At 35.4% G+C, this 26,611-nt stretch carries 27 protein-coding genes and 1 pseudogene; 12 read left to right on the top strand and 16 right to left on the bottom strand.

From position 1 onward, the window contains the following. Window positions 1-305: 305 nt before the first annotated feature. The 7 genes from HNP81_RS06630 to HNP81_RS06600 form a co-directional block, all read right to left on the bottom strand. Window positions 306-776, bottom strand: a complete 471-nt coding sequence (locus HNP81_RS06630) for an NUDIX hydrolase (RefSeq protein ID WP_182502026.1) — start codon at window positions 774-776, stop codon at window positions 306-308. A gap of 213 nt (window positions 777-989) precedes the next feature. Next, window positions 990-1,175: a hypothetical protein gene (locus tag HNP81_RS06625; RefSeq protein WP_182502025.1), complete on the bottom strand. Its 186-nt coding sequence runs from the start codon at window positions 1,173-1,175 to the stop codon at window positions 990-992. Window positions 1,176-1,287: 112 nt separating this feature from the next. After that, the gene (locus HNP81_RS06620) at window positions 1,288-2,010 is read right to left on the bottom strand and encodes a DUF421 domain-containing protein (protein ID WP_182502024.1); all 723 of its coding nucleotides are present in this window, start codon (window positions 2,008-2,010) and stop codon (window positions 1,288-1,290) included. A gap of 909 nt (window positions 2,011-2,919) precedes the next feature. Beyond that, complete coding sequence (gene abc-f, locus HNP81_RS06615; protein WP_182502023.1) at window positions 2,920-4,551, bottom strand: ribosomal protection-like ABC-F family protein; 1,632 nt, start codon at window positions 4,549-4,551, stop codon at window positions 2,920-2,922. Window positions 4,552-5,008: 457 nt separating this feature from the next. Then, entirely contained in the window at window positions 5,009-5,287 is a 279-nt protein-coding gene (locus tag HNP81_RS06610) for a hypothetical protein (RefSeq protein ID WP_028392447.1), read from the bottom strand. Window positions 5,288-5,497: 210 nt separating this feature from the next. Next, a complete protein-coding gene (locus HNP81_RS06605) occupies window positions 5,498-6,712 on the bottom strand; it encodes a CynX/NimT family MFS transporter (protein ID WP_376766724.1) in 1,215 nt (404 codons plus the stop codon). Then, entirely contained in the window at window positions 6,703-7,398 is a 696-nt protein-coding gene (locus tag HNP81_RS06600) for a FadR/GntR family transcriptional regulator (RefSeq protein WP_182502021.1), read from the bottom strand. The genes HNP81_RS06605 and HNP81_RS06600 overlap by 10 nt, the downstream gene beginning before the upstream one ends. Before the next feature lie 306 nt (window positions 7,399-7,704). Here HNP81_RS06600 and HNP81_RS06595 point away from each other — a divergent pair. From HNP81_RS06595 to HNP81_RS06585, 3 genes and pseudogenes are all read left to right on the top strand, one after another. Next, a pseudogene (locus tag HNP81_RS06595) lies at window positions 7,705-8,441 on the top strand (helix-turn-helix domain-containing protein). 394 nt (window positions 8,442-8,835) lie between these two features. Then, a complete protein-coding gene (locus tag HNP81_RS06590) occupies window positions 8,836-9,747 on the top strand; it encodes a DMT family transporter (RefSeq protein WP_182502020.1) in 912 nt (303 codons plus the stop codon). A gap of 359 nt (window positions 9,748-10,106) precedes the next feature. Continuing rightward, window positions 10,107-10,535, top strand: a complete 429-nt coding sequence (locus tag HNP81_RS06585; RefSeq protein WP_028392452.1) for a YugN family protein — start codon at window positions 10,107-10,109, stop codon at window positions 10,533-10,535. Window positions 10,536-10,743: 208 nt separating this feature from the next. Here the strand turns inward: HNP81_RS06585 and HNP81_RS06580 are convergent, their stop codons facing one another. After that, on the bottom strand, window positions 10,744-11,166 hold the full coding sequence (locus HNP81_RS06580) for a pyridoxamine 5'-phosphate oxidase family protein (RefSeq protein WP_182502019.1): 423 nt from the start codon (window positions 11,164-11,166) through the stop codon (window positions 10,744-10,746). Between the two features lie 164 nt (window positions 11,167-11,330). Here HNP81_RS06580 and HNP81_RS06575 point away from each other — a divergent pair, with 164 nt between their 5' ends. The 3 genes from HNP81_RS06575 (at window position 11,331) to HNP81_RS06565 (ending at window position 13,068) form a co-directional block, all read left to right on the top strand. Beyond that, the gene (locus HNP81_RS06575; RefSeq protein WP_182502018.1) at window positions 11,331-11,759 is read left to right on the top strand and encodes a ferritin-like domain-containing protein; all 429 of its coding nucleotides are present in this window, start codon (window positions 11,331-11,333) and stop codon (window positions 11,757-11,759) included. A gap of 144 nt (window positions 11,760-11,903) precedes the next feature. Next, entirely contained in the window at window positions 11,904-12,227 is a 324-nt protein-coding gene (locus HNP81_RS06570) for a transposase (RefSeq protein ID WP_182502017.1), read from the top strand. Between the two features lie 475 nt (window positions 12,228-12,702). Further along, window positions 12,703-13,068 (top strand): carboxymuconolactone decarboxylase family protein, encoded by a 366-nt coding sequence (locus tag HNP81_RS06565; RefSeq protein ID WP_028392455.1) that lies wholly within the window; start codon window positions 12,703-12,705, stop codon window positions 13,066-13,068. A 179-nt stretch (window positions 13,069-13,247) separates the two neighbouring features. Here the strand turns inward: HNP81_RS06565 and HNP81_RS06560 are convergent, their stop codons facing one another. Continuing rightward, window positions 13,248-13,832, bottom strand: coding sequence for a hypothetical protein (locus HNP81_RS06560; RefSeq protein ID WP_182502016.1), 585 nt, complete (start codon window positions 13,830-13,832; stop codon window positions 13,248-13,250). 490 nt (window positions 13,833-14,322) lie between these two features. On the opposite strand from HNP81_RS06560, the gene HNP81_RS06555 reads away from it, so the two are divergent. Both HNP81_RS06555 and HNP81_RS06550 read left to right on the top strand, forming a co-directional pair. Then, window positions 14,323-15,996, top strand: a complete 1,674-nt coding sequence (locus HNP81_RS06555; RefSeq protein ID WP_182502015.1) for a ribonuclease J — start codon at window positions 14,323-14,325, stop codon at window positions 15,994-15,996. Between the two features lie 302 nt (window positions 15,997-16,298). Beyond that, window positions 16,299-16,478 carry a small acid-soluble spore protein H gene (locus HNP81_RS06550; protein ID WP_182502014.1) on the top strand — a complete coding sequence of 60 codons (180 nt, stop codon included), beginning with the start codon at window positions 16,299-16,301 and terminating at the stop codon, window positions 16,476-16,478. Between the two features lie 159 nt (window positions 16,479-16,637). On the opposite strand, the gene HNP81_RS23750 is transcribed toward HNP81_RS06550, so the two are convergent. Both HNP81_RS23750 and HNP81_RS06540 read right to left on the bottom strand, forming a co-directional pair. Beyond that, window positions 16,638-16,775, bottom strand: a complete 138-nt coding sequence (locus HNP81_RS23750) for a nitroreductase family protein (RefSeq protein ID WP_312859657.1) — start codon at window positions 16,773-16,775, stop codon at window positions 16,638-16,640. Window positions 16,776-16,931: 156 nt separating this feature from the next. Beyond that, window positions 16,932-17,864: an alpha/beta hydrolase gene (locus tag HNP81_RS06540; RefSeq protein ID WP_182502013.1), complete on the bottom strand. Its 933-nt coding sequence runs from the start codon at window positions 17,862-17,864 to the stop codon at window positions 16,932-16,934. 671 nt (window positions 17,865-18,535) lie between these two features. Between HNP81_RS06540 and HNP81_RS06535 the strand changes: the two genes are divergently transcribed. The 4 genes from HNP81_RS06535 to HNP81_RS06520 all read left to right on the top strand — a co-directional run bounded on the left by HNP81_RS06535 (window position 18,536) and on the right by HNP81_RS06520 (window position 23,022). Beyond that, window positions 18,536-19,231, top strand: coding sequence for a response regulator transcription factor (locus HNP81_RS06535; RefSeq protein WP_182502012.1), 696 nt, complete (start codon window positions 18,536-18,538; stop codon window positions 19,229-19,231). Then, on the top strand, window positions 19,224-20,222 hold the full coding sequence (locus tag HNP81_RS06530; RefSeq protein ID WP_182502011.1) for a sensor histidine kinase: 999 nt from the start codon (window positions 19,224-19,226) through the stop codon (window positions 20,220-20,222). Before HNP81_RS06535 ends, HNP81_RS06530 begins: the two co-directional genes overlap by 8 nt. A 102-nt stretch (window positions 20,223-20,324) precedes the next feature. Next, window positions 20,325-21,089: an ABC transporter ATP-binding protein gene (locus HNP81_RS06525; RefSeq protein ID WP_182502010.1), complete on the top strand. Its 765-nt coding sequence runs from the start codon at window positions 20,325-20,327 to the stop codon at window positions 21,087-21,089. Further along, entirely contained in the window at window positions 21,076-23,022 is a 1,947-nt protein-coding gene (locus tag HNP81_RS06520) for an FtsX-like permease family protein (RefSeq protein WP_182502009.1), read from the top strand. The genes HNP81_RS06525 and HNP81_RS06520 overlap by 14 nt, the downstream gene beginning before the upstream one ends. Window positions 23,023-23,128: 106 nt before the next feature. On the opposite strand, the gene HNP81_RS06515 is transcribed toward HNP81_RS06520, so the two are convergent. The 5 genes from HNP81_RS06515 to HNP81_RS06495 all read right to left on the bottom strand — a co-directional run bounded on the left by HNP81_RS06515 (window position 23,129) and on the right by HNP81_RS06495 (window position 26,576). Next, window positions 23,129-23,851, bottom strand: coding sequence for an anti-sigma factor (locus HNP81_RS06515; RefSeq protein WP_182502008.1), 723 nt, complete (start codon window positions 23,849-23,851; stop codon window positions 23,129-23,131). After that, window positions 23,852-24,406: an RNA polymerase sigma factor gene (locus HNP81_RS06510; protein ID WP_182502007.1), complete on the bottom strand. Its 555-nt coding sequence runs from the start codon at window positions 24,404-24,406 to the stop codon at window positions 23,852-23,854. 84 nt (window positions 24,407-24,490) lie between these two features. Then, window positions 24,491-24,964: a COG4315 family predicted lipoprotein gene (locus HNP81_RS06505; RefSeq protein WP_028392465.1), complete on the bottom strand. Its 474-nt coding sequence runs from the start codon at window positions 24,962-24,964 to the stop codon at window positions 24,491-24,493. A gap of 14 nt (window positions 24,965-24,978) precedes the next feature. Then, window positions 24,979-25,716, bottom strand: a complete 738-nt coding sequence (locus HNP81_RS06500) for an extracellular solute-binding protein (RefSeq protein ID WP_182502186.1) — start codon at window positions 25,714-25,716, stop codon at window positions 24,979-24,981. Window positions 25,717-26,108: 392 nt separating this feature from the next. After that, complete coding sequence (locus tag HNP81_RS06495) at window positions 26,109-26,576, bottom strand: SRPBCC family protein (protein ID WP_182502006.1); 468 nt, start codon at window positions 26,574-26,576, stop codon at window positions 26,109-26,111. Window positions 26,577-26,611 lie beyond the last annotated feature (35 nt).

The following is a 26,611-nucleotide window of genomic DNA, read 5'->3' as shown; positions in this document are numbered from 1 at the left end:
TTATCGTCTACATTTGCAATACTTTTAGAGTGCTTTCAAAAATAATTAGTAATCTATTTCCAGTGTTAAATTAATTGGTATGCGACGATTGTAGGCAAGTAGTTAAACAAGGGGAGTTTTTTTAAAATCTTTATTATTTACAGCTGATGATCCTATTTCTGCACCTGAGGCAACCATGGATTTTACTGCACGTTAATGAGGAATAAACTAAAAAAAGTCGAGCACATAGTAGTCCTGACAATATGTGTTCGACTTTTATTCACTTAATAGCATAATTTTTCACTCATTGTGGTCAGAAGATTTATTCACTCTCTACTCTCGCTTTTTTCATATATGATGCTCCCAGCTTCATAATGAAAATCATGGTATCCTTCATCATTTATTAATAATGGTAAGTAGTGAGGTACCTTTTCTGGGATGCCAAGATTATTTGAATCCAAAATCCAATCGATTTTTTTCCAATCTAGAATTCCTTCTCTAGTCTTTATTGGTGTAGGATAGTCTAAAGATTGGTCTATTACAGCAAGAAACACATGGATGCCATCAACTGAACCATTTGAAGTCGTCCATTTTACTACTCCTTCAGAGAAAAAATGGTTTAATCGAATTCCTGTTTCTTCCCACACCTCGCGAAGTGCAGCTTGTACTGGAGATTCATCGCCCTCAATTTTTCCACCAACGCCGTTCCAAATACCCATTATCGGTGCTTTTTCTCGATTTAACATGAGAATTCTATTACCTTGTTTTAAAAAACAAACTGTATACTTAAATTTCATTTGATATACGCCTTTCTACGATTTTTATTTATTTGACTAATTTTTGTATACCGAGCCTTCCTTCCACTATACTGTCGCATATTTTTTTATTGGTTACACCATGAATATCAATTCTTAGTAGACTTGAATGATTAGCCCGGCCCCCTGTCCTTCATACAAAAAAAGCTGCCCAAAAGACAGCTTCGACTTTCCCGTAATAGGGGATAGGATCTGTTATTTCCATACAGACAGATCCTTCTTACGATATTTGCTATCTTCTTCAGTTTCAATCAATTCCATGGCTGTTTGCTTAATTTGCTCATCATTTACTTGATCATATAATTTATTCAAGCCAACAAATATTAAGTAACAAAGTACATTAGGAATTATCCATACCATTCTTAACTTTATGATATACAAAAGTATCCATCTCCAAATATGTACGATATCAATAAGAACAATTTACCATAAGTGCATGTCAATAATTAGTAATTTAAAGGTTTTTGTTAAAGTAAAGTGCAAATTCACATAATTAACGATGTCCGGTTTCATTATCGATTGGTGAAGTAAGACGGTCATTGTAAACATCAAAATACAATTGACCATTCGTTCCTTTCACAGCATAAAATACGCTAGTAACCGTTAATCCCCTCTTTGTTAGTTCACTTAATAACCAGTCTTTCGTTAATCCATTATTATCTAAATTTTTGTCCAATATCTGTTTTTCCATAATAAGTTCAATAGGAAAATGGTTGCCCTCTTTTATGAAAATGTTAAGATCTTCTTTTGTCACATAACGGTATGGAGGGTACTTAAGAAGCGATATTTCACCATTTGGCTCAACTACAGCATATTGTACTTCTTGAATATCAAATACATCTTTTTGTCGTAAAGCGTGATTTAACGTATCCAATGTATAACGAAGCAGTCTTAAATTTTCTTCTAAAATTTTTCCGTCCTCAATAATTATAGTTGGTTTACCAGATAACCATTTCCTTGCTTTTCTGCTTTTTAAAGTAATAATCGACAATGAAAAGGCAATGCAAAAAAAGGTGATCATCGCAGTCGCCACTTGCCAGGCTTCGTTACGAAGATTGAAAGCAAGATTAGCTGTAATTGAACCAAAAGTTACCGTTGCAGTAAAATGATGTAAGGTCATTCGTGATAAGGTTTGCTTCCCTAAGAAATTGGCAATAACCATAAAAAGAAAAAAAGCAAAAATGGTCCTCACAATAATTTCCATAAAATCAGACATAACTAACCACTCCAACAATACTTATTTATTGTAGTATTTACTGTTTTTATAGTATTTAACGTATACAATTTATAGTATGTTGAGTCATTAACCTAAAGGGTAGATCGTGAAAAGTAAATCTATTATTCGGTAAATAGGGTCTTCATGTAATTGGGAAGGACCCAAGTTTCAGCTGAAATTGAGTTTTGATTAGTTTTTGGATGCTCTGTTTGTTATGTATTAGAAACCGGAAAAGACTCCAAATACATGATTTCTTAGAAATGATGTGATTTTAGTCATCCAATAAAAAACAAGACAACTCACATAATAATTGTGAGGTAACCGCCAAATCGAGTGATATTGTAATCTTATTTATCCTGATTTACCAAAAATGACATGGTAAAGAACGGTATCGAAAATCAAGTATATAAGTAATCGTATAGATTAAGACTTGACAGTAGATAACCTAGAGCCATAACAGAACCTAATATAGCCCAACGTAAGGTATCCAACCAGTAGATATCCTACTCCAATTAAAACAGAGCCTATATAACCCAATGGACAATTTTTTAAAGTGATTTTCCTAATCATCATTAAAAATTTCGAGTAAAAAATTCCAACAATAATTAACCCAAAAACAATTATCAAAATTGCCCCTACTTGTCTAATAAAATCAACGATGTTGACACCTCTAACACCACAAAGATAATTAAAAACCTAATCAACAAGAAGATATGAAGCTTTGCGCTGAATCAATTTCTACAGCTGCTCCACCCATACCTTCCATATATTCTGCTACTATGGTCACTTCCTTCTTCGTGCGAACGTTTCCTCACCAGCCATCTTTAATATCTTGTTGAACAACCCCCTTTTGAGTGCGAGGTCAATCCCTTAGGAGGCCACCACCTTTTTATGAAACAAGTTTTTTCATTAGGAAAGCTCTCTTATTTGTTTCGAAAGCTCTTTAAATCTCAGATCAAGTTCTGCGTATTCTTTATTATCTGGGGTCATAAAACTAAGTTTTCCTAAAACCTCTTGTCTTTCTGTATCAAGCTGTAAGCGTCTTTCTTCCTTATTATCTTTATGAGACGCCACTTCATTCAATTGCTTGTGTATACGATTGTTCATAATAACGAGTTTAGTAGTTGTTATTTTTTCTAGGAAATAGCGATCATGCGATACGACCAAAAGCGTCCCATTGTATTGTGCTAACGTGTCCTCCAGTTGTTCACGCGAAGCTAAGTCTAGATGATTCGTTGGTTCATCTAAGATAAGCACATCTTTGTCTTCTAGAATATACTTCATTAGCTTACACTTCACACGTTCACCCATGCTCATATTCATAATTGGTTCTGACCATTGAGAAGCCAAAAATCCTAAATGCTTCATTAAATTTTGAACTTTTCCTCTCTCCTCAAAGGTTTCTTTATAAAAAAGCTGCTCTGGAGTTTGTTCAAGTGGTAGATCAAATACTTCTTGAGTTAAATAGCCAATTTTTGCAGATGGTGAAATCCATATATCGCCTTCGGCAGTTTCCTGTCCGAGTATTACTTTCAATAATGTCGTTTTCCCACTACCATTTGGACCAGAAATTGAAACCTTATCACCATGCTGTATCGTAAAATTGGTGTCTTTAAAAAGCGTTCTGCCGTCATATGATTTCATTAAATTTTTAACTTCTAAGAAGCGCTTTCCTACTTTATTATTTGCTTTCATCGAGAAGGTCACTTTGTATTCTGAATCAAGTGGCTCAACTTTTATTTTTTCAAGTTCTTTCTCAAGACGCTTTTGTTTAGATTTTACTTGTGCATCCATTCGCTTTGCTTTTACCCTGTAGTATTCTTTAGGGAATTCTTTTTTCGTCGATTGTGCATGAGCTTTTTTTGACCAAGAAGTAAGTTCATTCATTTGACCTTCAATACGTTCAACCATTTTTTGCTGTTTTTCATATTCTCGTTGCTGTGTGAGTCTTTTCTGTTCTCGAAATTTCATATAACTAGAATAGTTGCCTTTGTGACAAATAAGCATTTTATTTTCAATGGACCAAATTTTTGTTGCAACAGCATCTAAAAAATATCGATCATGCGATACAAGAATAACGGTACCTTTATGACTTTTTATCTGGTTAATTAGGATTTTTAAGCTTTGCTCATCAAGATGGTTTGTCGGTTCATCTAATAGTAACAGGTCTGTATCTTGTGCAAGTCCTTTTGCAAGTCGCGCTTTTAATTTTTCTCCACCACTTAATTTTGAGAATTCATGAGTTGGAACATGCCATTTCTCTAATAATGTAACTTCTTTTGGAGTAATCTCTTCAAAAGAATGCGATTCGGTTTCTTGCTCAACCATAATGGTTTTAAGATCGTTTTGTAAAAATTTAACATGTCCTTTTGTCGGTAAAAAGTCCTTGTTCAATACCCGCAACAAAGTAGATTTTCCGGCACCGTTTTTACCGATAACTCCAATAATATCCTTTTGTTGTACGGTGATATTTACGTTTTCAAACATTATATGATCTTTGATTTCAACGCACACATTTTGTAACTGCAGCAATTCTTTCATTAAAATCCACCCTCTTTTTAGGGAGAATAAAAAAATCCTCCCAATTCATTTGGAAGGATTAGTCGCATTTTTACCGTACTTAAATAAGCTATCTCACGTAATAGCTCAAGGGATAGTAGAAAATGGATAGACTAATCCTAGTTTTATATCATTCGAAATATAAAATTTCAAATTCTAAAAAATAAGATTAGTTATCCATCGTCCACCCATCATCCCTTTCGATTTATATTAGTGTGATTGTAGCACTTATTTACAGTGAAAGCAATCAACTTTTGAGTCTGTTAATGTAACCAACGAATCTTCTTCAATTACGAAAAAGCTCATAGCCACCGTTAGCGGAAAAGGGGCGGGGCTTTGCAAAATCAGCTTCGCACCGCCACCTTCATAAGGTTTTATAATTTGAGAATCTGAACCTATTTCATCGATGGGCTTAAGAGCAGACGCTCATGAATATATTTTATTCTAAAGTCTCAGAAATTGGCGATGGCTGCTTTTCCCACTCAGTAGGTCCTTCACCACTTTCAATGAACTTTCTCCAATAATCTCCGCTTTGCTTATCAAAAATGATCAGGTTATTTTCATTCGGTGAAAGGAGTTCATACCTGTATTGCTCCCCTTTTGATATCTTTTCTTGTTTATCTTGATTTGATTTTAATGATTGCGAAATAAACCAAGAACCTAAAAGCACACAGATTCCAAAGAAAATAATAGAAAAAGAATGAAGATATTTATACACTTTTATCCCCCTCGTATACTTACATTTTTATTCTATCATTAACAGAATATTCATAGGTTTATTTTGAACAAAATTCTCATTCAGCTATTCTTCCAATTTATTAAGAATGAAATCTATCAAAACATTCTCGATTAAATGGTAACTTCTTTGCTGAACACGCAGATGATGCATGTGTTCTCTATCTTTTATCCTACACAGCCTACAAAATCTTTACACCTTTTCTTCAATAAAACCTTTACCAGCCCCTATGCCTGCAATAAAGAAAATAATCGGCAGTACTAAAAAAAGAAACAGTGGCGCATGCCATCCAGCTGAAATGTCATGAAGCCAACCAAAAACAATCGGTCCAAAAGCTGCCAATAAATAGCCAATGGATTGAGCCATTCCTGATAATTCAGAAGCTTGTTGACTATCATTTGTTCGTAAAGTAAAATACATCATCGATAAGCCGAATGCACTTCCACTGGCTATACCAATAACAATTACCCATACTGGCAAGAAAACACCAATAAATAAACCTAAAAAACCGATCATATATAAAATGGCTGTAATGGATGATAGCAGCCGCTGATTTTCCAACTTTCCTGCAATAATTGGAATAATAAATGTCATTGGAATAATGGCAAATTGCAATAAGGAAAGTAACCACCCCGATGCACTAATACTATAGCCATAACTTTGAATAATTTCAGGCATCCACGTCATCAATGTATAAAAAACGAGCGATTGCAAGCCCATAAACACTGTAACACTCCAGGCAATCGGAGATTTCCACATGCTTTTTGCACTCACTTTGCTCTTATTGCCGTTTACATGTATATCGTGTTTTTTATTTAGTTGAAAACTCCAAATGATAATCGCAATAATTGATAAAATCCCCCAAACTGCTAAAGAACCCCGCCATCCCATATTTCCTAGAGATGAAAGTGGCACACTCAGACCAGAACCTAAACCACCAAACACATTCATAACTACGGCATAGATTCCTGTCATTAATCCCATCTGTAACGGGAAATTCACTTTGATCAAACCTGGAAGCAACACATTACAAATTGCGATCGCAAGCCCAATTAATATAGTTCCGAGGAACAAGAAACTTGCCCCTGGAAGAATCCGGACAGCGATACCGAACGTTAAGACGAGAAAGGCCCAAAAAATAGTCATTTCGTTCCCAAGTTTTTTGGCGATTTTCGGTGCAAATGGCGAAAGCAAGGCAAAGGCGATTAATGGAACAGTTGTTATGCTGCCCGCCATTGAGTGAGATAAACCTAACTCATCCCTTATCGTAGATAATAACGGACCGACAGAAGTGATCGGCGCCCGCAAATTCGCCCCAATAAAAATTATGCCTATTAGCAATAACCAATATTGCCCTTTTGTTAAAGGATGATTGTTCAGTTGTAAAGCTGGCTTACTCAATTTGATCCCTCCATCATTGTGTATAGTGAGTCTTTCGCTTTCCTTAAATAAGCATCTACACATGAAACAGCGGCATGGCCATCTTGTACTCGAATCGCTTCATAGAGATCTGTATGAACGGCATATTCATCTTCTAATTGACGTCTTGCACGCATATTTTCATGCACAGAATTTTGTAAAGCATCGGTAATATGATCATACAACTCAATAAACATTTGATTATGAGTAGCTCTTACAACCGATTTATGAAACTCAATGTCCATATTTATAAAATAATCGGAGTCCTTATTTGTAGCCGCTTCCTTACACTTCGTTAAACATTCTTCTATTATATTTAAATCCTCCATCGTTCTTCGCTCTGCCGCTAGCTTTGCAGCTTCTTTCTCTAAAGCTAACCGAACTTCTAGAGTCTCCATTAGGTCGCTTTTTTGAATTTTCTTCTCTAATGCTAACCCGAGAGTACTCGCTGATTTCACCGTCGTGCCAATACCTTGCCGTGTTTCTAGAAGACCCGCATGAACTAAAGCACGAATCGCTTCTCGTAATGTATTTCTACTCACATCAAACTTTTCCATAAGTTCTGGCTCTGCCGGAATTTTACTCCCTACTTCCCATTGTCCAGCTTCGATTAAATCTTCCATTTGAATTGCGACTTGTTCTACTAATGTGAGACGTTTAGTCTTTTTTATCATTACTTGATCGAGACCCCTTTTTAAACATAGGATGTTTGGTTTATTGGATAATGTATCATAAGATGAAAATAAAGTAAATCTTTCACGCCTAAAAATAAAGGGAAATTCCCGTGACTCTCTCAAAAGCGAATGTGGCGATAGAGGTCTGTTAATCCAGATAAAATTCTCCTTTATCTTTAACAATAAAGAGAAAAACAAAACTGGGACCACCTGATAGCCTATAACAATATACAGTTTTGATTAAGTTTAATTACCAAATGAATGGTATAATCTAGATTAAATTACGAGTGAGGGGGGATTAAGTTGGTGGAGAGTGGTAAACAAGTAATTTGTGAAAAAAGAACATATTCCAAAGAATTTGATTCTCATCAACATGATTTTGGTCAATTCCTCTTTCCATTACAAGGCTCCTTAGACTTACAAACGAAGTGGCAAAAAATCAACCTTAACTCAGACTACTGCTTTTATCTGCCTCCTGAGTGCAATCATATTTATCGTTCTACTGACAGGAATGAATTTTTAATCTTAGATATCCCAAACCATTATTTACCTAGTAAAACAGAGAGTATGTATATGAAGTTAGACAAACAATGGTCTTCCATAAGACTTTTATTATTGGAGGAGGCAAGGGATCAAGGGAACACAACATCTGCATTAAATGATCTGACTAGATATGTGGCTCAAAAATTACGGACATCACCTTCTCCTTCTATTGACTTTATTCACAATCATTATAAGGAGTCCATTAGAGTTGAAACATTGGCTGAAATTGAGCATTACCATCCAGTATATTATTCATCATGGTTTAAACAAAAAACAGGTAAAAGTCCTAAAGCTTATATCACCGAACTACGTTTAAATGATGCTAAACGATTATTAAAAACGACATCATGGTCGATGTCGAGCATAAGTGAAGAATTAGGCTTTGAAAATTCTTCCTCATTTACTAGGTGGTTTGTGAAATGCGTAGGGAAACCTCCGCAAATGTATCGAAAACATTAAGATTGGATAAAAAGAACCTTAAACTTAGTAAAGAAAAATGATGATTATTTTTCTATTATTAGTTTAACCGTTCTTATTATCTTTTTTTATTGGAGTGAATCGTATGAAAGGAGAATATTGTTAATTTTGAATTTTACTTACTTCAATGCTTTTGGGAACAGAAGCACCAATTACTTTAATTACAATTCTTCACAATCTAACTCTCAGTACAGGAATTTCTTTAAAAGCCTGATAAAACAGGCTTAATAATCTTTGCTACAATAAAATACAGATCTACAGTTAGATTAGACTAGAGGTGAATCAAAATGTATTGGACTCCATTATTCGAAAATGATGTACCAGTAGCACTCTCCCGTTCTAATGGAGAGATAACTATAATAGGTGCTTCTCTCCGTTAGGGCATATAAAGCCTAAATTAAAACGGAGGGTATAAAAATGAAAAATACACTTATTGGTTCTTTATATTTAATATTAGCTTCGAGTATCTGGGGCGGGATGTATGTTGTCGTTAAAATATTAGTGGCAGTCATACCACCATTAGAACTTGTATGGATGCGTTATTTAATAGCACTAGTTGCATTAGTCATTATTAGCCTTTTGACTAGACAAAATTGGAGAATTAATAGACGTCACTTTGGCATTATCGTTGCTATCGCAATTATAGGGTACGTCATTTCCATTGTTACACAAGAAACAGGTACAATGCTTTCTACTGCACAAATGGGTGCTATTATAACTTCTACAACACCAGCATTTATGGTTGTGTTTGCTAGTTTAATCCTTAAAGAACGTTTAACTTTAAAGAAGGCTATTTCAGTTAGTTTAGCCACTATTGGTGTGATTATCATTGTTGGAATTGATGATATTAATATGTCTAGCATGCTTGGTGGAGTATCACTTATTATAGCAGCATTAACATGGGCATTAATGTCTGTACTTATAAAACGTATACCTAGTGATTATTCACAAATTGTCGTTACAACCTATGCTACTTTAATTGCTGTTGTTGTTCTAACTCCTTTTGTCATAACAAAATTACCACAAATCGATATAAATGAATTAACTAATCCAACCATTTGGGGAGGATTAATTTATTTAGGTGTCATATCAACATGTACTGCATTTCTATTATGGAGTCGTGGATTACAAATGCTAAATGCCTCCAGTGGGGGAGTTTTCTTTTTCGTTCAACCCGTTGTTGGAACATTATTAGGATGGTTAATACTAGGGGAAACGATTAGTATCACCTTTTGGATAGGCTCTATTTTAATTCTCTTAGGGGTCTTAATCGTTATTAAAGATAAGCAAGAAGAACAAAGTCATTCTAACCATTCATTAGCTCAATAAAGTGAAACTTCCCTCAGTGGGGTTTTCATCCCCCACCTATTTATTTCTTGATTCTCTCGCAAAAATTGAGGTGGGGATATTACATCCTGTTAAACCGGGATAAATAATGCGAAGACAAATAAACAAATGTCAGAAGGCATTACTACGGCAACTTTGCACGATTTTCAAAAAGGTTTACTTTGAACGTACAAAAAAAGCACAAGTGGTATCAATCCACTTGTGCTTTTTATTTTTCGCTAACCTAGAGTGTCAATTTACAATATATATTGCGTCACATAAAAAACAAGAGCATCTTGATCGTATCTTATTCAGCTTTTTGTTAAGAATAGTAATAACATTTTTCTCAGGAGTGAATGATGATGATCAAATTACAATCAGGTATTGAGGGAAAACAGGCCTATTTTGGTCTTGTACGAGAAATCTTTAACTCTTTTGGATGTAGTTTCTGCAGTAATTTTGAGTATGACCAAGGGAAATTCGACACTGTTTTATGGCGAGAAGGTGGGGAAACCATTTACTTACGAATCCCTTTCAATGTTTTGGATGGTGCTTTGGATCATTCTAATGCATTTATTGAGTTTGGAACACCTTATGTTATCAAGCATGTAGTGAATTTTGGACTAGACTATGATGAAAACTCATTACTGACCACCACCACAGGTCTTAATCAATTTCAAGAGCCCTTGGATAATGATGGGTATGTAAGAGATAAAAGCCGCTGGAAAAAAGCCGGTGAAGAAACAATAGATCATGTATTGAGTTCCATGAATGAACTATTAAGCTCCTAATCTAAATTGATTTTACTAATGAAACGAAAACAAAAAACGCTTGATTCAAGCGTTTTTTTAATATCTAAAGCTCCCTTTTTTCAACTCCCAATAAACGATACCCCGTTTCTAATTTAGTAGTTATACGTAAGTCGGAAATTACGGATACATTTCGTATCCTCTAAATAAAAGAAAAGAATGGATTGTATGAACGATATTTTAGCGGTTATTACAAATTAAGTTCTTGGGGTGGTTCACCATTATTATTTAAGATACGGATCGTTTCAGGTTGTATTTGCAGAAACACAAGGTTTGGATCTTCAGGGCCATCAAACCATTTTTTAAATGATTCATCCCAGAATTGTTTTTTTAAATGTTCCGAATCATTCATTATGGATGTTCCGGAAATTTCAACATAGGTATCGCCTATGCCTTTGCCTTCATACCCCACTAGGACAGAAACGGATCGGTTTTTTTCTATTTCGTCTATTTTCTCAGCATCTGCTTGCGTTGGTGTAAATAGCGTTAAGTCTTCATTATAGAACGTCATATATCGTGAATGAGGCTTGTTATTCTCCACGGTTGATAGGACGCCCGCTCTATGATTTGAGATAATCTTCAGTACTTGTTTTTTTAAATCTTGCTGGTTCATTGATTTTCACTCCTTTTCTATGTACTATTCCACTTATTCTTCAGATTAAACCCTACCGTTTCTATGTATTTTCTTGGAGCAAGTAAAAAATAATACGTCCAATTTTAGCAATGGATAGTACTTACTTTTAGACAAATAATACATAAATAAAGGAGTGTTTTATTATGGAAGTTAACGATGTAGTAAATACATTAAATGCTTTTTTAAAAGGACAGTATATGGGTATTCATGCTTATGAACATCACATACAGAAATTAAACGACCCGAACACAAAAAAAGATTTTCAAAGGATTCAACAAGATCATAAACATCACGCCTTAAAGGTAGCAGAAAGAATTCAAAACCTTGGGGGAACGCCAGTAGATGATGAAGGGATTATCGGTTCCATTCAAGGCTACATAGGCTCTTTCAAAATACCTGATACAACGGTCGGAATAATAGATAACGCATTAAAGGGAGAAGATTATTATGGGATTCATATATCAGAAGAAATCGTAAAAGGTGATTTAGATGTAGAAAGTCGTCAATTGATTGAAGAGATATTGGATAAGGACAGAGAACATGTGAAATTTTTAAAAGGTTTAGTTCATTAGAATTACTTGTGTTCAATTACTAATTCAAGATATTGGCATCACTCCCCACTTACGCTTCGTCGAATCTTCTAAGCCTTAGGTGAGGAGTGACTTTCCGGTAATGTGAGATAAAAAATTCTAACTATATAAAGAAGGTAATTTTTTATGATTATTTTTTTAGTCCTAGCAAGTATTGTATTTCCTTTAAGCATGTTTATCTTACAGAAATTCTGGATGAAGTTCCGTTTAATATTTAATATAGGTGCTATCATCTCGACACTTATTTTTGGAAATATTGCTTCTCTATCTATTCTTGAAATTATTAAAAATAAAAGCGTATTTATGACGAATATCCACGCTGTTTTCTTAAACCCCTTTTTCTTATTTACCGGAGCCTACATAGGTATATATATCCTTTATCAACTGTTGGTATTAACTATATCTTTGGGTTTTATCTCAACATATAATCCCGATAAGAAAGAATCTTAAAAATTAATTTGAGCGTTTATTCGTTTACAAGAGGCTACATAGTTTTCAGTGCATGGAACGGAATTAGTGCGTCTATAACTACGATTATCACTTAGCAAAAGGGGAAACCTTTAACCTACTCCTTTTTACTATGCTTGAAACTATTTTATTACTGGAACAATAAAGTGAAACTTCAATCAGGGAAAAATATGATTACTTGATATAGAAGGATAAATGGGAATCTATCTGCTTCGTTAAGCTGCTAATTAAATTAGGCTGTTTTCGCATAGTTTGTTGTTTTTTTAATTAATGAACCGTTCCTTTTCGCTGCAGGCACTTGCTTTCCGCTACAATCCACTCTATGCTTGCAAAATTGTTAAAAGCAACAATCTGTTGGAAAACAGCCTTAAATTAACATCGTTTTTGATTAATCAGCTTGTGTTTAGCTCATACTAATTTGGGATTAAAGAATTATTGAAATGGAGCTGAACTATGTATGGAATTTGAATCTAGAACTTCTACAGAAGCCGCCCTTCAAGAATATAAAGCTGGACTCGGTTTATTTACTCAGAAAATGCCTAAGCTCGCTGAACAATTTAATGCCTTTACAGAAGAGTGCTTTAAAGAAGGTGTTTTATCTAAGAAAGAAAAACAGCTTATTGCTTTAGGCATAAGCCTTTATTCTCAAGATGAGTATTGTATTATATATCACACTAAAGGGTGCCTTGATCAAGGATGCTCAGAACAAGAAATTCTTGAAGCTATTGGCGTTACTGCAGCATTTGGTGGGGGAGCGGCGATGAGCCAGGCGGTAACTCTTGTCCAAACGTGCGTTCAGGAATTAAATCAATTAAAGCAGTAATTAAGTGTAAATTAATAATCTTATTTTCAAGTGAAAAAACGAAAATGGATAAGTGTTAATTTATAAAGATAGTATTAAAAATCCCCCCTGTTTAAGTAGGGGGGCGCGCTGATATAGGGACAGATTCTAAAAAAGCAATGTCATTACCATCGCATCAATTCGTTTTCCATCATCTATCTTTATAAAGAATCATCGTTAAATATCCAGCGCAACACAGGGCTTTTGAGATCCATGGTGAATAGACCGTAATCAATGACAACCATTTCATTATCCTTGGAGAATGCGACATTAGCTAACCGCAAATCTATTGGAATGATGCCGTAACTTAGGAATATTAATTTCAACTCGATTAATTTCGTATATTCCATGATGGCTTTTGGTATATCAATCTCCATCTTCTTCATAATAATCCAGCCGGTCCCAAACTCTTTAACCGGACAAATATACTTTTGGACCTCCTTATTGCAGTTATTATAAATGTAGGCTTCATTTGCGCTGCCTATTAATCCTACATCAGACAGTGCAATTTTTAGTATATAGCCATTATTGAGATCATAGACGATTCGATTATACCCCTGTCCAATCACTTTATATTTGAATTTCAACGTATTCATTGCAATATCCGCTTTTTGATACGCGGATATAAAAAATTGATATTCACCCATTTGAGATATCCAGGATTCAATGGCTTTTATCTCTTTACGGGACAACATAGAACTTTTACTCGACTGTATACTTTCATTACCATAGTTATTTGGACACATACCCTAAATGTCTCCTTTTCTTAAATTAATTTTCATTTAATCTCCTCCTCTCTTCCACTAACGGTAGGAGGAAAAGGCGTTTCGATTCCCAGGTTATTTTAAGTAAATGTTAATTACATGAACCCCACTGGCAAAAACGGTCGGTTATCAGTGACGCCCAATGATTTCTTTGAAGGGTTTAGTCTCAATTTCCGGATGCTGAGAAAGCGAAAATATTGTCTAGGAAAAGTGGTCATCAGTTTCCATCATGCCCCTGCCTGTCATCCCGGCACCACCAAAATGGCGAGTACGCCCTCAGGCTTTTCAGGAACTTCTCTTCGTAACATAATATGTCCTTTATATGAAATGGCTTGTACTATTGTTGAGAATTTTTTGCAAAATTGATACATCACTTGCTGTATCTATCTTTCTGATTAGCGTATTTAAACTTAATTAAAGATGTCTCAATAGGGAATGCTAAAAATACTAATTGGCATTGGGAGGTTTAGATTTGAGAACACATGAAAATTTATTATCCATTTTTGCATTAGGCGGCATAAATGAAATCGGTAAAAACATGTATGTGCTCCAATATTCAGATGATATCGTGATTATTGATTGTGGTGGGAAGTTTCCAGATGAAAGTTTATTAGGTATTGATTTAATTATCCCTGATCTTACCTACTTGGAAGAAAATAAGGAGAAAATTCGAGCTTTAATTGTGACACATGGACACGAAGATCATATCGGTGGGATTCCTTACTTTTTAAAGAAATTAAATGTTCCCATTTATTCTACTCATTTTACACTAGGTCTTATTGAATTAAAATTAGAGGAACATAGGCTAATAAGAGATACGAAACTCGTTACGATTGATTCTGAATCAAAACTGAATTTCGGAAAGATTCATGTATCCTTTTTCAAAGTAAGCCATAGTATTCCTGATTGTCTAGGCATTGTCTTTCATACACCAGAAGGAAATGTCGTTCATACCGGGGACTTCAAATTCGATTTAACACCCGCTAATCATCAATCTCCAGATATTCATAAAATGGCTGAAATTGGAAAAGAAGGTGTCTTAGTTTTAATATCCGAAAGTACGAACGCGGAACGTACTGGTTTATCTCCGTCTGAACAAATGGTTGGAAACCATATGAACGAGGCCTTTATGAAAGCCGAAGGGAAAATCTTTGTTTCTACCTTCGCTTCAAATATTAATCGTGTTCAGCAAGTGGTGGATGCTGCAATCAAGACAAAACGCAAGCTCTCCTTACTTGGCCGAAGTATGGTGAATGTCGTATCAGTTGCAATCGAACGTGGGTATTTAACGCTTCCTGAAGGGATGATCGTTGAGGCACACGAAGTTGATAAAATGTCTCCTGAAAAGGTAGTCATCCTATGTACAGGAAGTCAAGGTGAGCCAATGGCCGCTCTTGGTCGCCTCGCGACTGGCAACTATCGGGATGTTTCCATTTATCCTGGGGACACTGTTATTCTAGCTGCATCGCCAATACCAGGGAATGAAAAAGATGTTTCCCGTATTATCGATCACTTATTCGAATTGGGTGCTAACGTGATTTATGGCTCAGGTAGCACGACCGGAATGCATGTTTCGGGTCATGGCTATCAGGAAGATTTAAAACTCATGCTTACATTAATGAAGCCAACCTATTTCATCCCGATTCATGGTGAATATAGAATGCTGTACCACCACCGAATGCTAGCCGAATCTGTTGGAGTAAAGAAAGAGAATACATTTATCATTAAAAATGGTGATGTCGTTGATATCGAAAACTCAATTGCCAATCAGACTCGAAACATTCCAGCTGGTGATACCTATGTAGACGGGATCAGTGTTGGTGATGTCGGTGCAATTGTCTTACGAGACCGGAAACAACTTTCGGAAGATGGAATGCTGGTCATTGTGTTAACGCTCAGTAAATTAGAACGAAAAATTATTTCAGGACCAGATACCATATCGCGTGGATTCATGTATGTAAGAGATTCCGATGACCACCTAAGAGAGATTAACACCATTGTTAAGAAAACCGTTAAAGAACTAAATGAAGAGAATATCCGTCAATGGAATGTAATGAAACAAAAGATTAGAAAATCAGTAGGTCAATATGTGTTCACACATACGAAGAGAAAACCAATGATTCTCCCTATCATTATTGAAATTTAGGTAGGTTCAACATGCTCTAATTTTTTGAAACTGTGGTTCAGACCCCTCAAAACTACATAATATGCGATAAGTGAATGGGGCACTACATGCTGATTTAGTGTGCGAGGTCAGACCATTATGAAACACCACACAATAATAAGTTAAGAAAACTGTTACATAATGGTTTTCATTATCTTCAACTAAAGCCACCCAGTTGAGTAACCATATTTAAATTTCTGTTTGCTTAAAATTGAATAACAAGAATACTTAAGTAGTTAAAAGTAAACATTATAACTGTTACAAATCAAAAGGAGGTCATTATAATGAACAAACAACGGGCACAAGAGATTGCTGCTTCGCCAGTTATGGCTAATGTAACCTATAATGGGGTTCCAATCTATATTCAAAATGTGGATGAAAATAATGAAATAGCTAGAATCTATCCCCTCGATGAACCAAAGAAAGAACAAGATATTCCTTTATCTAACTTAAAAGAACATTAACTTGTCAAATGTATCCTGAATAAATAATACCTTTCAATACAAACACCACTCTGAGTGGTGTTTGTATTTCCCATCTCCTTGCGCCTAGCACAATAAGAAAAACATCATAAGTACAAACCTCAATCAAAATCTTCTTCATCACCGCTCCTTAATTCCATGTCAGAAAATTAAGATGAAGTTCCAATTTTGCATGAATCCGAATGATGATACATGATAAGCAGCTACCAGTATATTATTTACCATATCTTCTGGAATAACATTAGGTAAAAAACTCTGAATATCGCTCCTACTAAATATAACTATGACGAATTGTAAGTCTCCAATAAAGTTATTTTTTAATCAAAAAAATAAACAAAACAGCTTTAAATATAACTAATACAGAACATAAAATTGGACCTCCTCCTCTGCGTAGCGCCTTGCTTCATCGAAAACCAAAGGCGAGCGAGTTCTCATTTACGCATCACTTGTTAAATAACGATGGATAGAAGAAAACACCTTATCTCTCATCAGCTCTTCTTCATTTAATAAATGATGTTTTCCGTTCTCTATAAGTTCAACATCTATATTTGGAAACTTCTTCAGTAAGAAAACGACATTATATCGCCAATCCACCGTTGTATCCTTTTTTCCCTGGAGGATGAGAACAGGGACAGGACTAGGGGTTCCTTCCTTGATGGATTCATTCCATTTCATCAATGCTTCTAGCCAACTGAGAGGGATTTTATCATACTGCAATGGATCCTGCTTCACAAAGCGCAAAAACTTCGAATCTGATGAATTGTTTCGAAACACCCTTCTCAATTGCTGGGTGAACACCTTTAATGGTTTTATCCCGATGGTGATTGCATTCCAGCGATAAGACCGAATAAGTGGACAGATGAGAACTACTTTTCGAATCTGGGACGATTCATGATTGTTCAGTATATAATCGACTGCCGCAGCAGCTCCGGTACTGTGAGCTACGATATGGACGGGAAGAGAGCTTGAGGACAGGTGTCTGTGTACGACTTCACGAATACTTTCTGCATAGAGAGAAAACTCCGTAACGACTGCCCGTTCTCCTGTTGACAATCCATGTCCCGGTAAATCAAATATCAACACATGAAACCCTTGTTGAACCAAAAAACGTATGACAGCACTTAACACTCCAGTATGATCATAATATCCGTGAAGAAGGAGAATATGAGATTTTACCTGTAAGGGACGAAAGGATTGGATAAACAGCCATTCATGAGCAACTTGTTCAAATCCGTAACGGTACTTTACGTTCTCTGTTGGGAGATTGTAAAACTCGCTGTATCGTTTCATATTTTCAGTCATGGGACGTGAGTCGTATGTAAAAAGCAAATGCTGATCGTTTCGAATATTATCAATGACTTGTTTCATATATTCCTCTCCTGTATCTCTGTAATTTATTGATGTCATCTAATGATTTTTGCACCAAAACCTTAAGGGGTTCCGCAAACAAAGGTGTATTTAAAGTATTCTAAGAAGTGTGATAAAACGGCCATATTGAACCCTGACCTTCTCCTTTTGAAGGGCTCAGTTTTCACGAAACACACAGGTGACACGTATGACTAATTCCGTCATTCGATGCTTTTTAAATTTTCAATCTATTTTGTTACAAATTCTAGTTAGATTCAATGTTATACTTTATCACCATGAATTTTTCTATGTATAATGGAATTCAAAAATATTGATCTAAACAATCGAATATTTTCTTACGCATGGCCCTTGGTTTTGTACCTTATATATTTCCAAAATCATTTTCATTCATATATATACTAGGCTTTTTTTAAATAGTCTTCTCCTAAAAAACTCATCCATATTCACTTTAAGGATAGCTTCTTTTCGATCCCTGGATAATAGTAACTTTTATCAATATGGCATGTTCCTTTTTCTCAACCTTATTCCACAATGGTAGGCAAGTTTACATGTTGAAGAATTAGCATCAAATTCTACTATATATATCCTAAAAAACACATAGCACAATAGCAAACACTAATTATTTATTATACAATTATTGTAAAGTTAATCTAAAGGCGTGGTGAATCCAGTTGTTTAAACTTTTGTTAATTGAAGATGATACGACTCTATTTAATGAGATAAAAGATCGATTAGCCCAATGGTCTTATGATGTTTATGGGATTACTGATTTTAGTAAAGTGATTCAAGAATTTACGGATATAAAGCCTGACTTAGTTATTATTGATATTCAATTGCCAAAATTCGATGGGTTTCATTGGTGTAGAATGATTCGATCACATTCCAACATTCCAATTATCTTCTTATCTTCTCGCGATCATCCGACTGATATTGTGATGTCTATGCAGTTTGGTGCGGATGATTATATCCAAAAACCCTTTCATTTTGATGTGCTAATTGCAAAGGTACAAGCGATTCTTCGTCGTGTCTATAATTACAATAGTGAAAAAATCGAGCTCAAAACATGGTGTGGGGCAACGGTGGATTATGAGAAAAATACGGTTACCACTACTGCTGGATCAATAGAACTGTCAAAGAATGAGATTTTTATTTTAAAACTTTTGATTGAGCAGAAAAATAAGATCGTAAGTCGAGAGCAATTAATTAATAGCTTATGGGATGATAAGCGCTTTATCAGCGATAACACCCTAACAGTCAATGTAAATCGTTTACGAAAAAGACTCGATGAAATTGGTTTAGGAAGCTTTATCGAAACGAAAGTTGGGCAAGGATACAAAGCCATAGAAGAGGCAACTATATATGATTAAAAAATATGTCATAGAAAGAGGCAGCTGGATCATTTTATTTATTTTTTTACAATTATTAATCATCTTTGTCGCCTACATTGATTCGGCAATTCCGCTTAAGCCCATCCTCTATCTTGTCTTCTTATCGATGATCTTTTTTACAATCTTTTTGATCTTTCGCTACCATAAAGAAACGAAATTTTATAGAAGTTTAGTAGATAGAGAAAACAATCTTGATTTAACGAGCATCGCCTATCCAGAAAGTCCGTTTGAAAAAATAATAGAAGATAGTATGACAAACCAAACCGAATTACTAAAACAGGTAGCTTCACAAAATCTACTAACTTTAGAGCAAGAGAAAGATGAACTATTGGCTTGGATTCATGAAGTAAAAACACCGTTGACAGCGATGCATTTAATGATTGATCGCTTAGACAATGAAATGATGAAAACTCATTTAACTTATGAATGGTTGCGAATCCATCTTCTACTTGACCAGCAGCTCCATCAAAAGCGTATTCCATCCATCGAAAATGATTTATACATAGAAAATACGAACTTAGAAACGCTCATTTTCTTTGAAATTAAAACATTACAATCATGGTGCATACAAAAAGGGATTGGCTTTGCAATCCAATTAGAGATAACTGAAGTACTTAGTGATGCCAAATGGCTGGCTTTTATCATTAGACAACTCTTAACAAACGCAGTCAAATATAGTACAGCAGCCGATATCATGATTACAAGTTATGAGCAAGCTGAGCAAACCATTCTTGAAGTAAAAAATTTCGGACGAGGCATTGATCCTAGGGATATACCGCGTATATTCGATAGGGGCTTTACAACGACTACCCATCAAGACCATGCAGCAACAGGGATGGGACTATATTTAGCCAAAAAAGCAGCTCAACCATTACATATTGATATATATGTCATATCAGAACTCGCTGAAACGACTTTTACGTTAACCTTTCCAAAAAGAAATGAATTCGTAAAGCTAACAAGCATGTGACAAAAATGTCATATGCTTTTATTCTTTGTTCGCTCAATCGAAGGCAAATTAAGCTTGAGCGCTTTATACTAAGTTCATTGAAAGAAAAGGGAGTGGATAACTATGCATATTCTTGAAGCCGTTAAAATCCATAAAAGCTATGGTACTAAATTTAATAAACAAGAAGTCTTAAAAGGGGTTGATATTCGCATTCATCAAGGCGAATTCGTAAGTATTATGGGAGCATCCGGTTCAGGGAAAACGACTTTGCTTAATGTTCTATCCTCCATTGATAAAATTAGTAACGGGACCATTAAAATCGAAGGTAAAGAAATTAGTAATATGAAAGAAAAACAGTTAGCCGAATTTCGTAAGCACCATTTGGGTTTTATCTTTCAAGAATACAATTTATTAGATACACTGACGGTCAAAGAAAATATCCTATTACCGTTATCGATTACAAAGACACCGAAGAAAGAAGCTGAACAAAAATTTGCTACCCTTGCAAAAGAACTAGGTATTTATGAACTGAAAGATAAATATCCCAATGAAATTTCCGGTGGTCAAAAACAGCGTACCTCCGCAGCACGAGCCTTTGTTCATGAACCGAGCATTATTTTCGCTGATGAACCGACTGGTGCGCTCGATTCAAAATCCGCTTCCGACTTATTAAACAAATTAAGCAAATTAAATCAAACACGTAAAGCAACGATTATTATGGTTACGCATGATCCTGTTGCCGCTAGTTATTGCAGTCGAGTCGTCTTTATCAAAGATGGACAAATTTATACACAACTAAATAAAGGGGAAGAAACAAGGCAGACCTTCTTCCATGACATCATGAAGACACAAGGTGTATTAGGCGGGGTGCAACATGAGCATCAATGAACTCATCTTCCGCAATCTGAAGAAGAATCTAAAAAATTATTACCTGTATGTTTTTGCTTTAATCTTTAGTGCCGCACTTTATTTTGCATTTGTTACCTTGCAATTTGACCCATCGATGGATGAAACAAAAGGGTCAATTAAAGGAGCAGCTGCTATCAGAACAGCTTCCGTCTTACTTGTCGCGATTGTTTCAATCTTTCTCTTGTACGCCAATAGCATCTTCATTAAACGGCGGAGTAAAGAAATTGGCTTATTTCAATTAATCGGCATGACGAAAAGCAAGATATTCCGCATCCTTAGTATGGAAAACTTTATCCTCTATTTCGGATCATTAATGGTAGGAATTTTTCTTGGCTTTTCCGTATCCAAACTAATTATTATGATTTTATTTAAAATTACAGCTGTTGAAGCGATCGCAACCCTTCATTTTTCTTTTCAGGCACTCATCCAAACACTTGTTGTGTTTGGTGTCATCTACTGCTTTATTATGTTGATGAACTATGCATTTATTAAAAGGCAAACCATTTTATCTTTATTTAGAACCATTTCCATGACAGAAGGCAAAGTAAAAAAGGTGTCCTTTCTTGAAATGTTCATCGGGATGACAGGCATAATTTTGATCATAATCGGCTATTATCTTTCATCAAAATTATTTAGTGGAGACTTCACAACCATGACTGAACTATTTCTTGCCATGATTATTATTTTGGCATCAGTCATCATCGGAACCTATCTTATCTATAAAGGTTCTGTCCGGTTTATTCTAAATATTATTCGCAAACAGAAACACGGTTACTTAAATATCAATGAAGTATTGTCTCTATCATCGATTATGTTTCGCATGAAATCAAACGCCTTATTATTAACCATTATTACGGTCGTATCTGCCCTTGCGATTGGTTTATTATCGTTAAGCTATATTTCCTACTACTCTGCAGAAAAAATGGCCGAGAACTATGTCCCTAACGACTTTTCATTTGCGAATCAAAAAGATGCCGAACAATTTAAAGCAGCATTACAAGCGAATCAAATGAAGTATAGTGAGAAAACCGTGGATGTTATTCAAGTTGATGTTAATATGGAGCAAATATTGGAGACAAATCTAGAGGAAATGAACTTTGATCCGAACGTCATGACCATTCCTGTTATTAGTGACCAAGATGTAGAGGATATCGATGTGTCTGCTAAAGAAGTTATTTTTACCGGGTATAGTGACCTGCTACAGAAATTTATGTCTTTAAAAGACTCTGGCCCCATTGAATTGAAAGGGCAACATGAAGACATACCGCAAAACTATATCGGACTAAAGAAAAATTCTTTTGTTTCATTGTATTTCACAAACGGTGGTCTACCCACTGCCATTGTTGACAAAACCATTTTCGAACGTCTAAAACAGGATCTAAATACAGACATTCAAAAAGAATCTACGATTTATATCGGCATTGCTATGAAAGATACAGCAACGATTGAAAAAGCAAATGAGATTTTTCAAAAAATGAAATTTAGTGATAATCGTCAAAATGATTCTCGCCTTGAAACGAGTAACAATCAAAAACAAAATATGGGGCTTATAATGTTTATCGTTGGCTTCTTAGGCTTAACGTTTCTGATTACCTCCGGATGTATCCTTTATTTTAAACAAATGGATGAAAGTGAAGACGAAAAACCCAATTACACGATTTTACGAAAACTCGGGTTTACAGAGCGAGACTTGTTAAAAGGAATCCAAGCCAAACAAATTTTTAATTTCGGAATTCCTTTAGTCATCGGGTTATGCCATAGCTATTTTGCCGTTCAATCAGGCTGGTTTTTATTTGGCTCTGAAGTTTGGACACCGATGATTATCGTGATGGTCCTTTATACCGCATTGTACTCAATTTTTGGTATCCTATCTGTTTTTTATTACAAAAAGGTCATTAAAGACGCACTCTAATAGGAAATAAACAAAAGGGCTGAACTCCACCTCTACTATATTTTGTTACTGTGAAATTGACACAGTAAACAATGTATAGAGTGTGTAGTCAACCCTTCACTCATGATCAAGAAGATCCAACTATTTTTATACCTCGCGGCTGTGTACCATTTGGATCTGGTTCTTTCGTAATGCCAATTTGATTGAATTGATTATTTGCTGGCAGCTTGTACGTCAATGACCCTGTCCCAGCTTTATCTGGCTTAAAAGTGCCGCCATTCGTCCGGTTACCATTATTCAAAAGCCACACTTGATAAACTTCAGACTCTTGTAATGCAGGTAAGTTCCGAATTTGTACGACTAAACTTTTTTCATGACCTTGCTCGAGGATATATGCAGCTCCGGCCGTATTCATATTTACAGCCGTTTTATCGGCAGGCTGCAATAAAAATGCCGTTTTAACTTTTACCGGTAGATCGGTTGCTTGCAGTTCTTTTTTTAACTGTACATTGGAATAAAACAGGATAATCGCTAAAACTAGAGTAGCCAAAAAGAGTCCTGAAGTGATCGGTGTAAACTGCCTGCTAAAAAAGCTGCTCCATTGCTTCACCTTATGTACAGGTTTTTCATGATTTTGCTCAAAAACAAAATTCATCACTTCCGATTTAAGAGTAACAGGGGGAGCCATTTCTTCAAAATCCCACTTCAATGAATTCCAGGCTTCCGTCATTTGATCATACTCCCTGGTGCATTCTGAACAGTGAATTAAATGTTCTGCGAATGCCTTTTTTTCTTTTTCTTCCAATTCATCTGATAAAAATGAAAGCAGGTTATCACATTCTTTTTTCATTTACAAATCACCTACTTCCAAATACTTCTTCAACTGCTTGAGTGACTGATGAAGTCTACTCTTAATCGTTCCAATCGGTTCATTTTCAATTTTAGCAATTTCCGTAAGCGAATACCCTTTCCAATATAATAAATCAATGAGTCGTTTTTGTGGCTTGCTTAACTTATTTTTGGCTTTCGTAATTTCACTGTTAATCAGTCCATTTTCGATATCATTATTCGGATCCTCTATGTCAATTGACTGACTCATCCCAATTTGTTGGTTATTCTGAATATGAATACTGTCTTTACGAACATAATCTACACATACATTCCGTGTAACCGTTAACAGCCAATTCACGAAGTTCCCCTTTTCAGGGCTAAAACTGCTTTTTGTCGTCCAAAGCTTTAAAAAAACGAGCTGCACAATCTCTTTTGTTTTTTCTTCATTTCCATTAGTAAATTTAAAAATGAAGCCATAGATTAATTTAATATAGCGGTCATAAAGTTCTTCCAGAGCAGGACGATGCTTTTTAATTACTAATGCCATTAATTCTTGATCAAGTTTTTCTTTCAATCGCACCTGCACTCCTCGCCAAGTAATTTTTGAAAACGAACAACAGGAACAATCACGAGTCTGATCATTCCCCTTGTTTTCGTATTATGGAAAAACCGTATCATTATTTACAATATACCAAACATCTTTGACACCTTCTCCATTGACATCGCCTACTTGCTTATCATTTACAAAATAGTAGAGCGGGAATCCTTTGAAGGTAACCTGTTCTGCACCAGTATCCTCTCTTTTAATTGTTCCAAAATCTTTTTTGTCAAAGCCTTCTGGTACATTAAAATCCTGTTCCAAAAACGGTGGCCAATTTTCCAAACACTCACCCGAACAGCTGCTTTTTCCTTGTTCATCCTTTTTAAAATAGTACAGTGCCATTTCTTTCGAATCAGCCAAGTACTTTCCTACTTTTTCATTTTCCAATAATTTCAGACTCGGTGTCGTCTCATCAGCTGTGGTAGTAACCGCTTGATCTTCCGTAGCAGAATCTTTCGTATCATTGCCACAGGCTGCTAAAAACAGTACACTTGCAACAATCGTTAACATAAACATCCATTTATTCTTCATTTAACTCCACTCCTTCACTTCCAGCCCCATTTTTGAAACACTTGATGAGAGGCTTCTGATTTTAAATATTCAATAAATTGTTTAGCTTCTTTCTTATTGTCCGTCTTGCTTGTTATACTTATCGGTGTTCCTCGATAAAGTTTTTCTTCATCTGGAAGCTGAACCAGTTCTGTCACATCTGTTAGACGATAATGCCAAGATTCATATGTAATCCAAGCATCATATTTAGAATTCTTCTTCCAAAGTTCGATAGCTTCAGCGCTCGACTCTACTGATATCACAATATTCTTGCTAATCCCAGAAATAAGCCCTTTCCTTCCTGCCAAGTCCTCCCAAAGACCAAGTTGCCCTGCTCCATTCACATCTACAATCTTCACACCGTTTTTCGTTAAATCTTCCAATGTTTGTATCTGTTTTGGATTTCCTTTTCTAACTAAAATTCCAGCCGCTCGCGAATACAATTCAGTACGAGTTTTTTCATTAATAATCCCCGGATGTTTAAGTATGAAATCCGTCAACATATACTCAGATCCGCCGTAAATAATATCAGCATCCTGTTTGGCTTGATCTATCCATTTTACTTCAGGGCCCGCAGTTACTTCGACTTTGATCCCCGTTTCATCCGTAAAACGATCTGCCAACTCCTTCATTGGTCCAAGCGGTCCACCTGGTCCATATACTTTTACAACATCGTTCTTTGCAGGATGCCATTTAGATTCCATTACTGTTGAAAATCCTAACAACACAAGCATACATACTATGCACCCAACAAAAATGACCTTTTTCTTCACACCCTCTACTCTCCTTTCAGAAAAATCTGTTTATACTATAGGTAACGAGACAAACTGCCAAACGGTTTGAAAATAATTCAATTTTTTTCAATTTATCTGTATGCAGACATGGGGACAAGGCTTCGCAACTTACTAATCTAGACAATCTACTTTGCAGATATACGTATTTATATTAAGAAAGGACTTCAAAGTCAGGCTCGCTCCGCCACCATTGTGATTAGGCGAGTGTAGCGTGCTACAGGAGCGATCCATCATGGTAAATGGTGGCGTACTAACGTCTTATTTGTTTTGTAAAAAAAGACCCCCTCTTATCGGCGAACGAGAGAGGGGGGAGATTGATGTCGGTTAAGACGTTAACCAAATGTTCCTTTATATGTTTGGGACTCGGCTACATTTTTGACACGTTCTAAAAATTCAACGACCACTTTTTCAGTAGCAAACAATAAAAATAATTTCACAATCCACTTTAACGGGCGATTGGTCACTGTATATTTTAATAAAGTCTTATTATCATTTATTTTATTTAATTCATAAAAAGCGGTAATTTCAAACATATTAGCAAGAGTAAAACCGACTTTTAACTTTTTCTTATTAGGTTCATTCGAATATTCTAATGTTTCTACATCATACTCTTCTACTCGTTTTCCTTCTCGATAACTTTGGCGGTATATACTCCCAACCACTTCTTCAGTTATTTTAATAGGCTTGTGTTCGACAACTTGAGGCATAATTTCTTGCATATTTTCTAAAGAACCATCAAGAAACTTCCAAACCTGTTCAATTGGAGCGTTTATTTCTATGTCTTTTGTCCATTTTTTCATCGAAAATCACCTCTACCAAAATTCTTTAAGATTAA

Origin of the sequence: Peribacillus huizhouensis (genome assembly GCF_014138605.1) — a bacterium.
Classification (GTDB): Bacteria; Bacillota; Bacilli; order Bacillales; family DSM-1321; genus Peribacillus; species Peribacillus huizhouensis.
Note: the sequence above shows the minus strand (reverse complement) of the source record. Positions and strands in the feature narration are given on the sequence as shown.

Coding starts and splice junctions, on each gene's coding strand:
- HNP81_RS06630 (WP_182502026.1), bottom strand. CDS start 776: ATGAAATTTAAGTATACAGTTTGTTTTTTAAAACAAGGTAATAGAATT.
- HNP81_RS06620 (WP_182502024.1), bottom strand. CDS start 2,010: ATGTCTGATTTTATGGAAATTATTGTGAGGACCATTTTTGCTTTTTTT.
- abc-f (WP_182502023.1), bottom strand. CDS start 4,551: ATGAAAGAATTGCTGCAGTTACAAAATGTGTGCGTTGAAATCAAAGAT.
- HNP81_RS06600 (WP_182502021.1), bottom strand. CDS start 7,398: ATGATAAAAAAGACTAAACGTCTCACATTAGTAGAACAAGTCGCAATT.
- HNP81_RS06590 (WP_182502020.1), top strand. CDS start 8,836: ATGAAAAATACACTTATTGGTTCTTTATATTTAATATTAGCTTCGAGT.
- HNP81_RS06585 (WP_028392452.1), top strand. CDS start 10,107: ATGATCAAATTACAATCAGGTATTGAGGGAAAACAGGCCTATTTTGGT.
- HNP81_RS06580 (WP_182502019.1), bottom strand. CDS start 11,166: ATGAACCAGCAAGATTTAAAAAAACAAGTACTGAAGATTATCTCAAAT.
- HNP81_RS06575 (WP_182502018.1), top strand. CDS start 11,331: ATGGAAGTTAACGATGTAGTAAATACATTAAATGCTTTTTTAAAAGGA.
- HNP81_RS06570 (WP_182502017.1), top strand. CDS start 11,904: ATGATTATTTTTTTAGTCCTAGCAAGTATTGTATTTCCTTTAAGCATG.
- HNP81_RS06565 (WP_028392455.1), top strand. CDS start 12,703: ATGGAATTTGAATCTAGAACTTCTACAGAAGCCGCCCTTCAAGAATAT.
- HNP81_RS06560 (WP_182502016.1), bottom strand. CDS start 13,832: ATGTGTCCAAATAACTATGGTAATGAAAGTATACAGTCGAGTAAAAGT.
- HNP81_RS06550 (WP_182502014.1), top strand. CDS start 16,299: ATGAACAAACAACGGGCACAAGAGATTGCTGCTTCGCCAGTTATGGCT.
- HNP81_RS06540 (WP_182502013.1), bottom strand. CDS start 17,864: ATGAAACAAGTCATTGATAATATTCGAAACGATCAGCATTTGCTTTTT.
- HNP81_RS06530 (WP_182502011.1), top strand. CDS start 19,224: ATGATTAAAAAATATGTCATAGAAAGAGGCAGCTGGATCATTTTATTT.
- HNP81_RS06525 (WP_182502010.1), top strand. CDS start 20,325: ATGCATATTCTTGAAGCCGTTAAAATCCATAAAAGCTATGGTACTAAA.
- HNP81_RS06520 (WP_182502009.1), top strand. CDS start 21,076: ATGAGCATCAATGAACTCATCTTCCGCAATCTGAAGAAGAATCTAAAA.
- HNP81_RS06515 (WP_182502008.1), bottom strand. CDS start 23,851: ATGAAAAAAGAATGTGATAACCTGCTTTCATTTTTATCAGATGAATTG.
- HNP81_RS06505 (WP_028392465.1), bottom strand. CDS start 24,964: ATGAAGAATAAATGGATGTTTATGTTAACGATTGTTGCAAGTGTACTG.
- HNP81_RS06500 (WP_182502186.1), bottom strand. CDS start 25,716: ATGCTTGTGTTGTTAGGATTTTCAACAGTAATGGAATCTAAATGGCAT.
- HNP81_RS06495 (WP_182502006.1), bottom strand. CDS start 26,576: ATGAAAAAATGGACAAAAGACATAGAAATAAACGCTCCAATTGAACAG.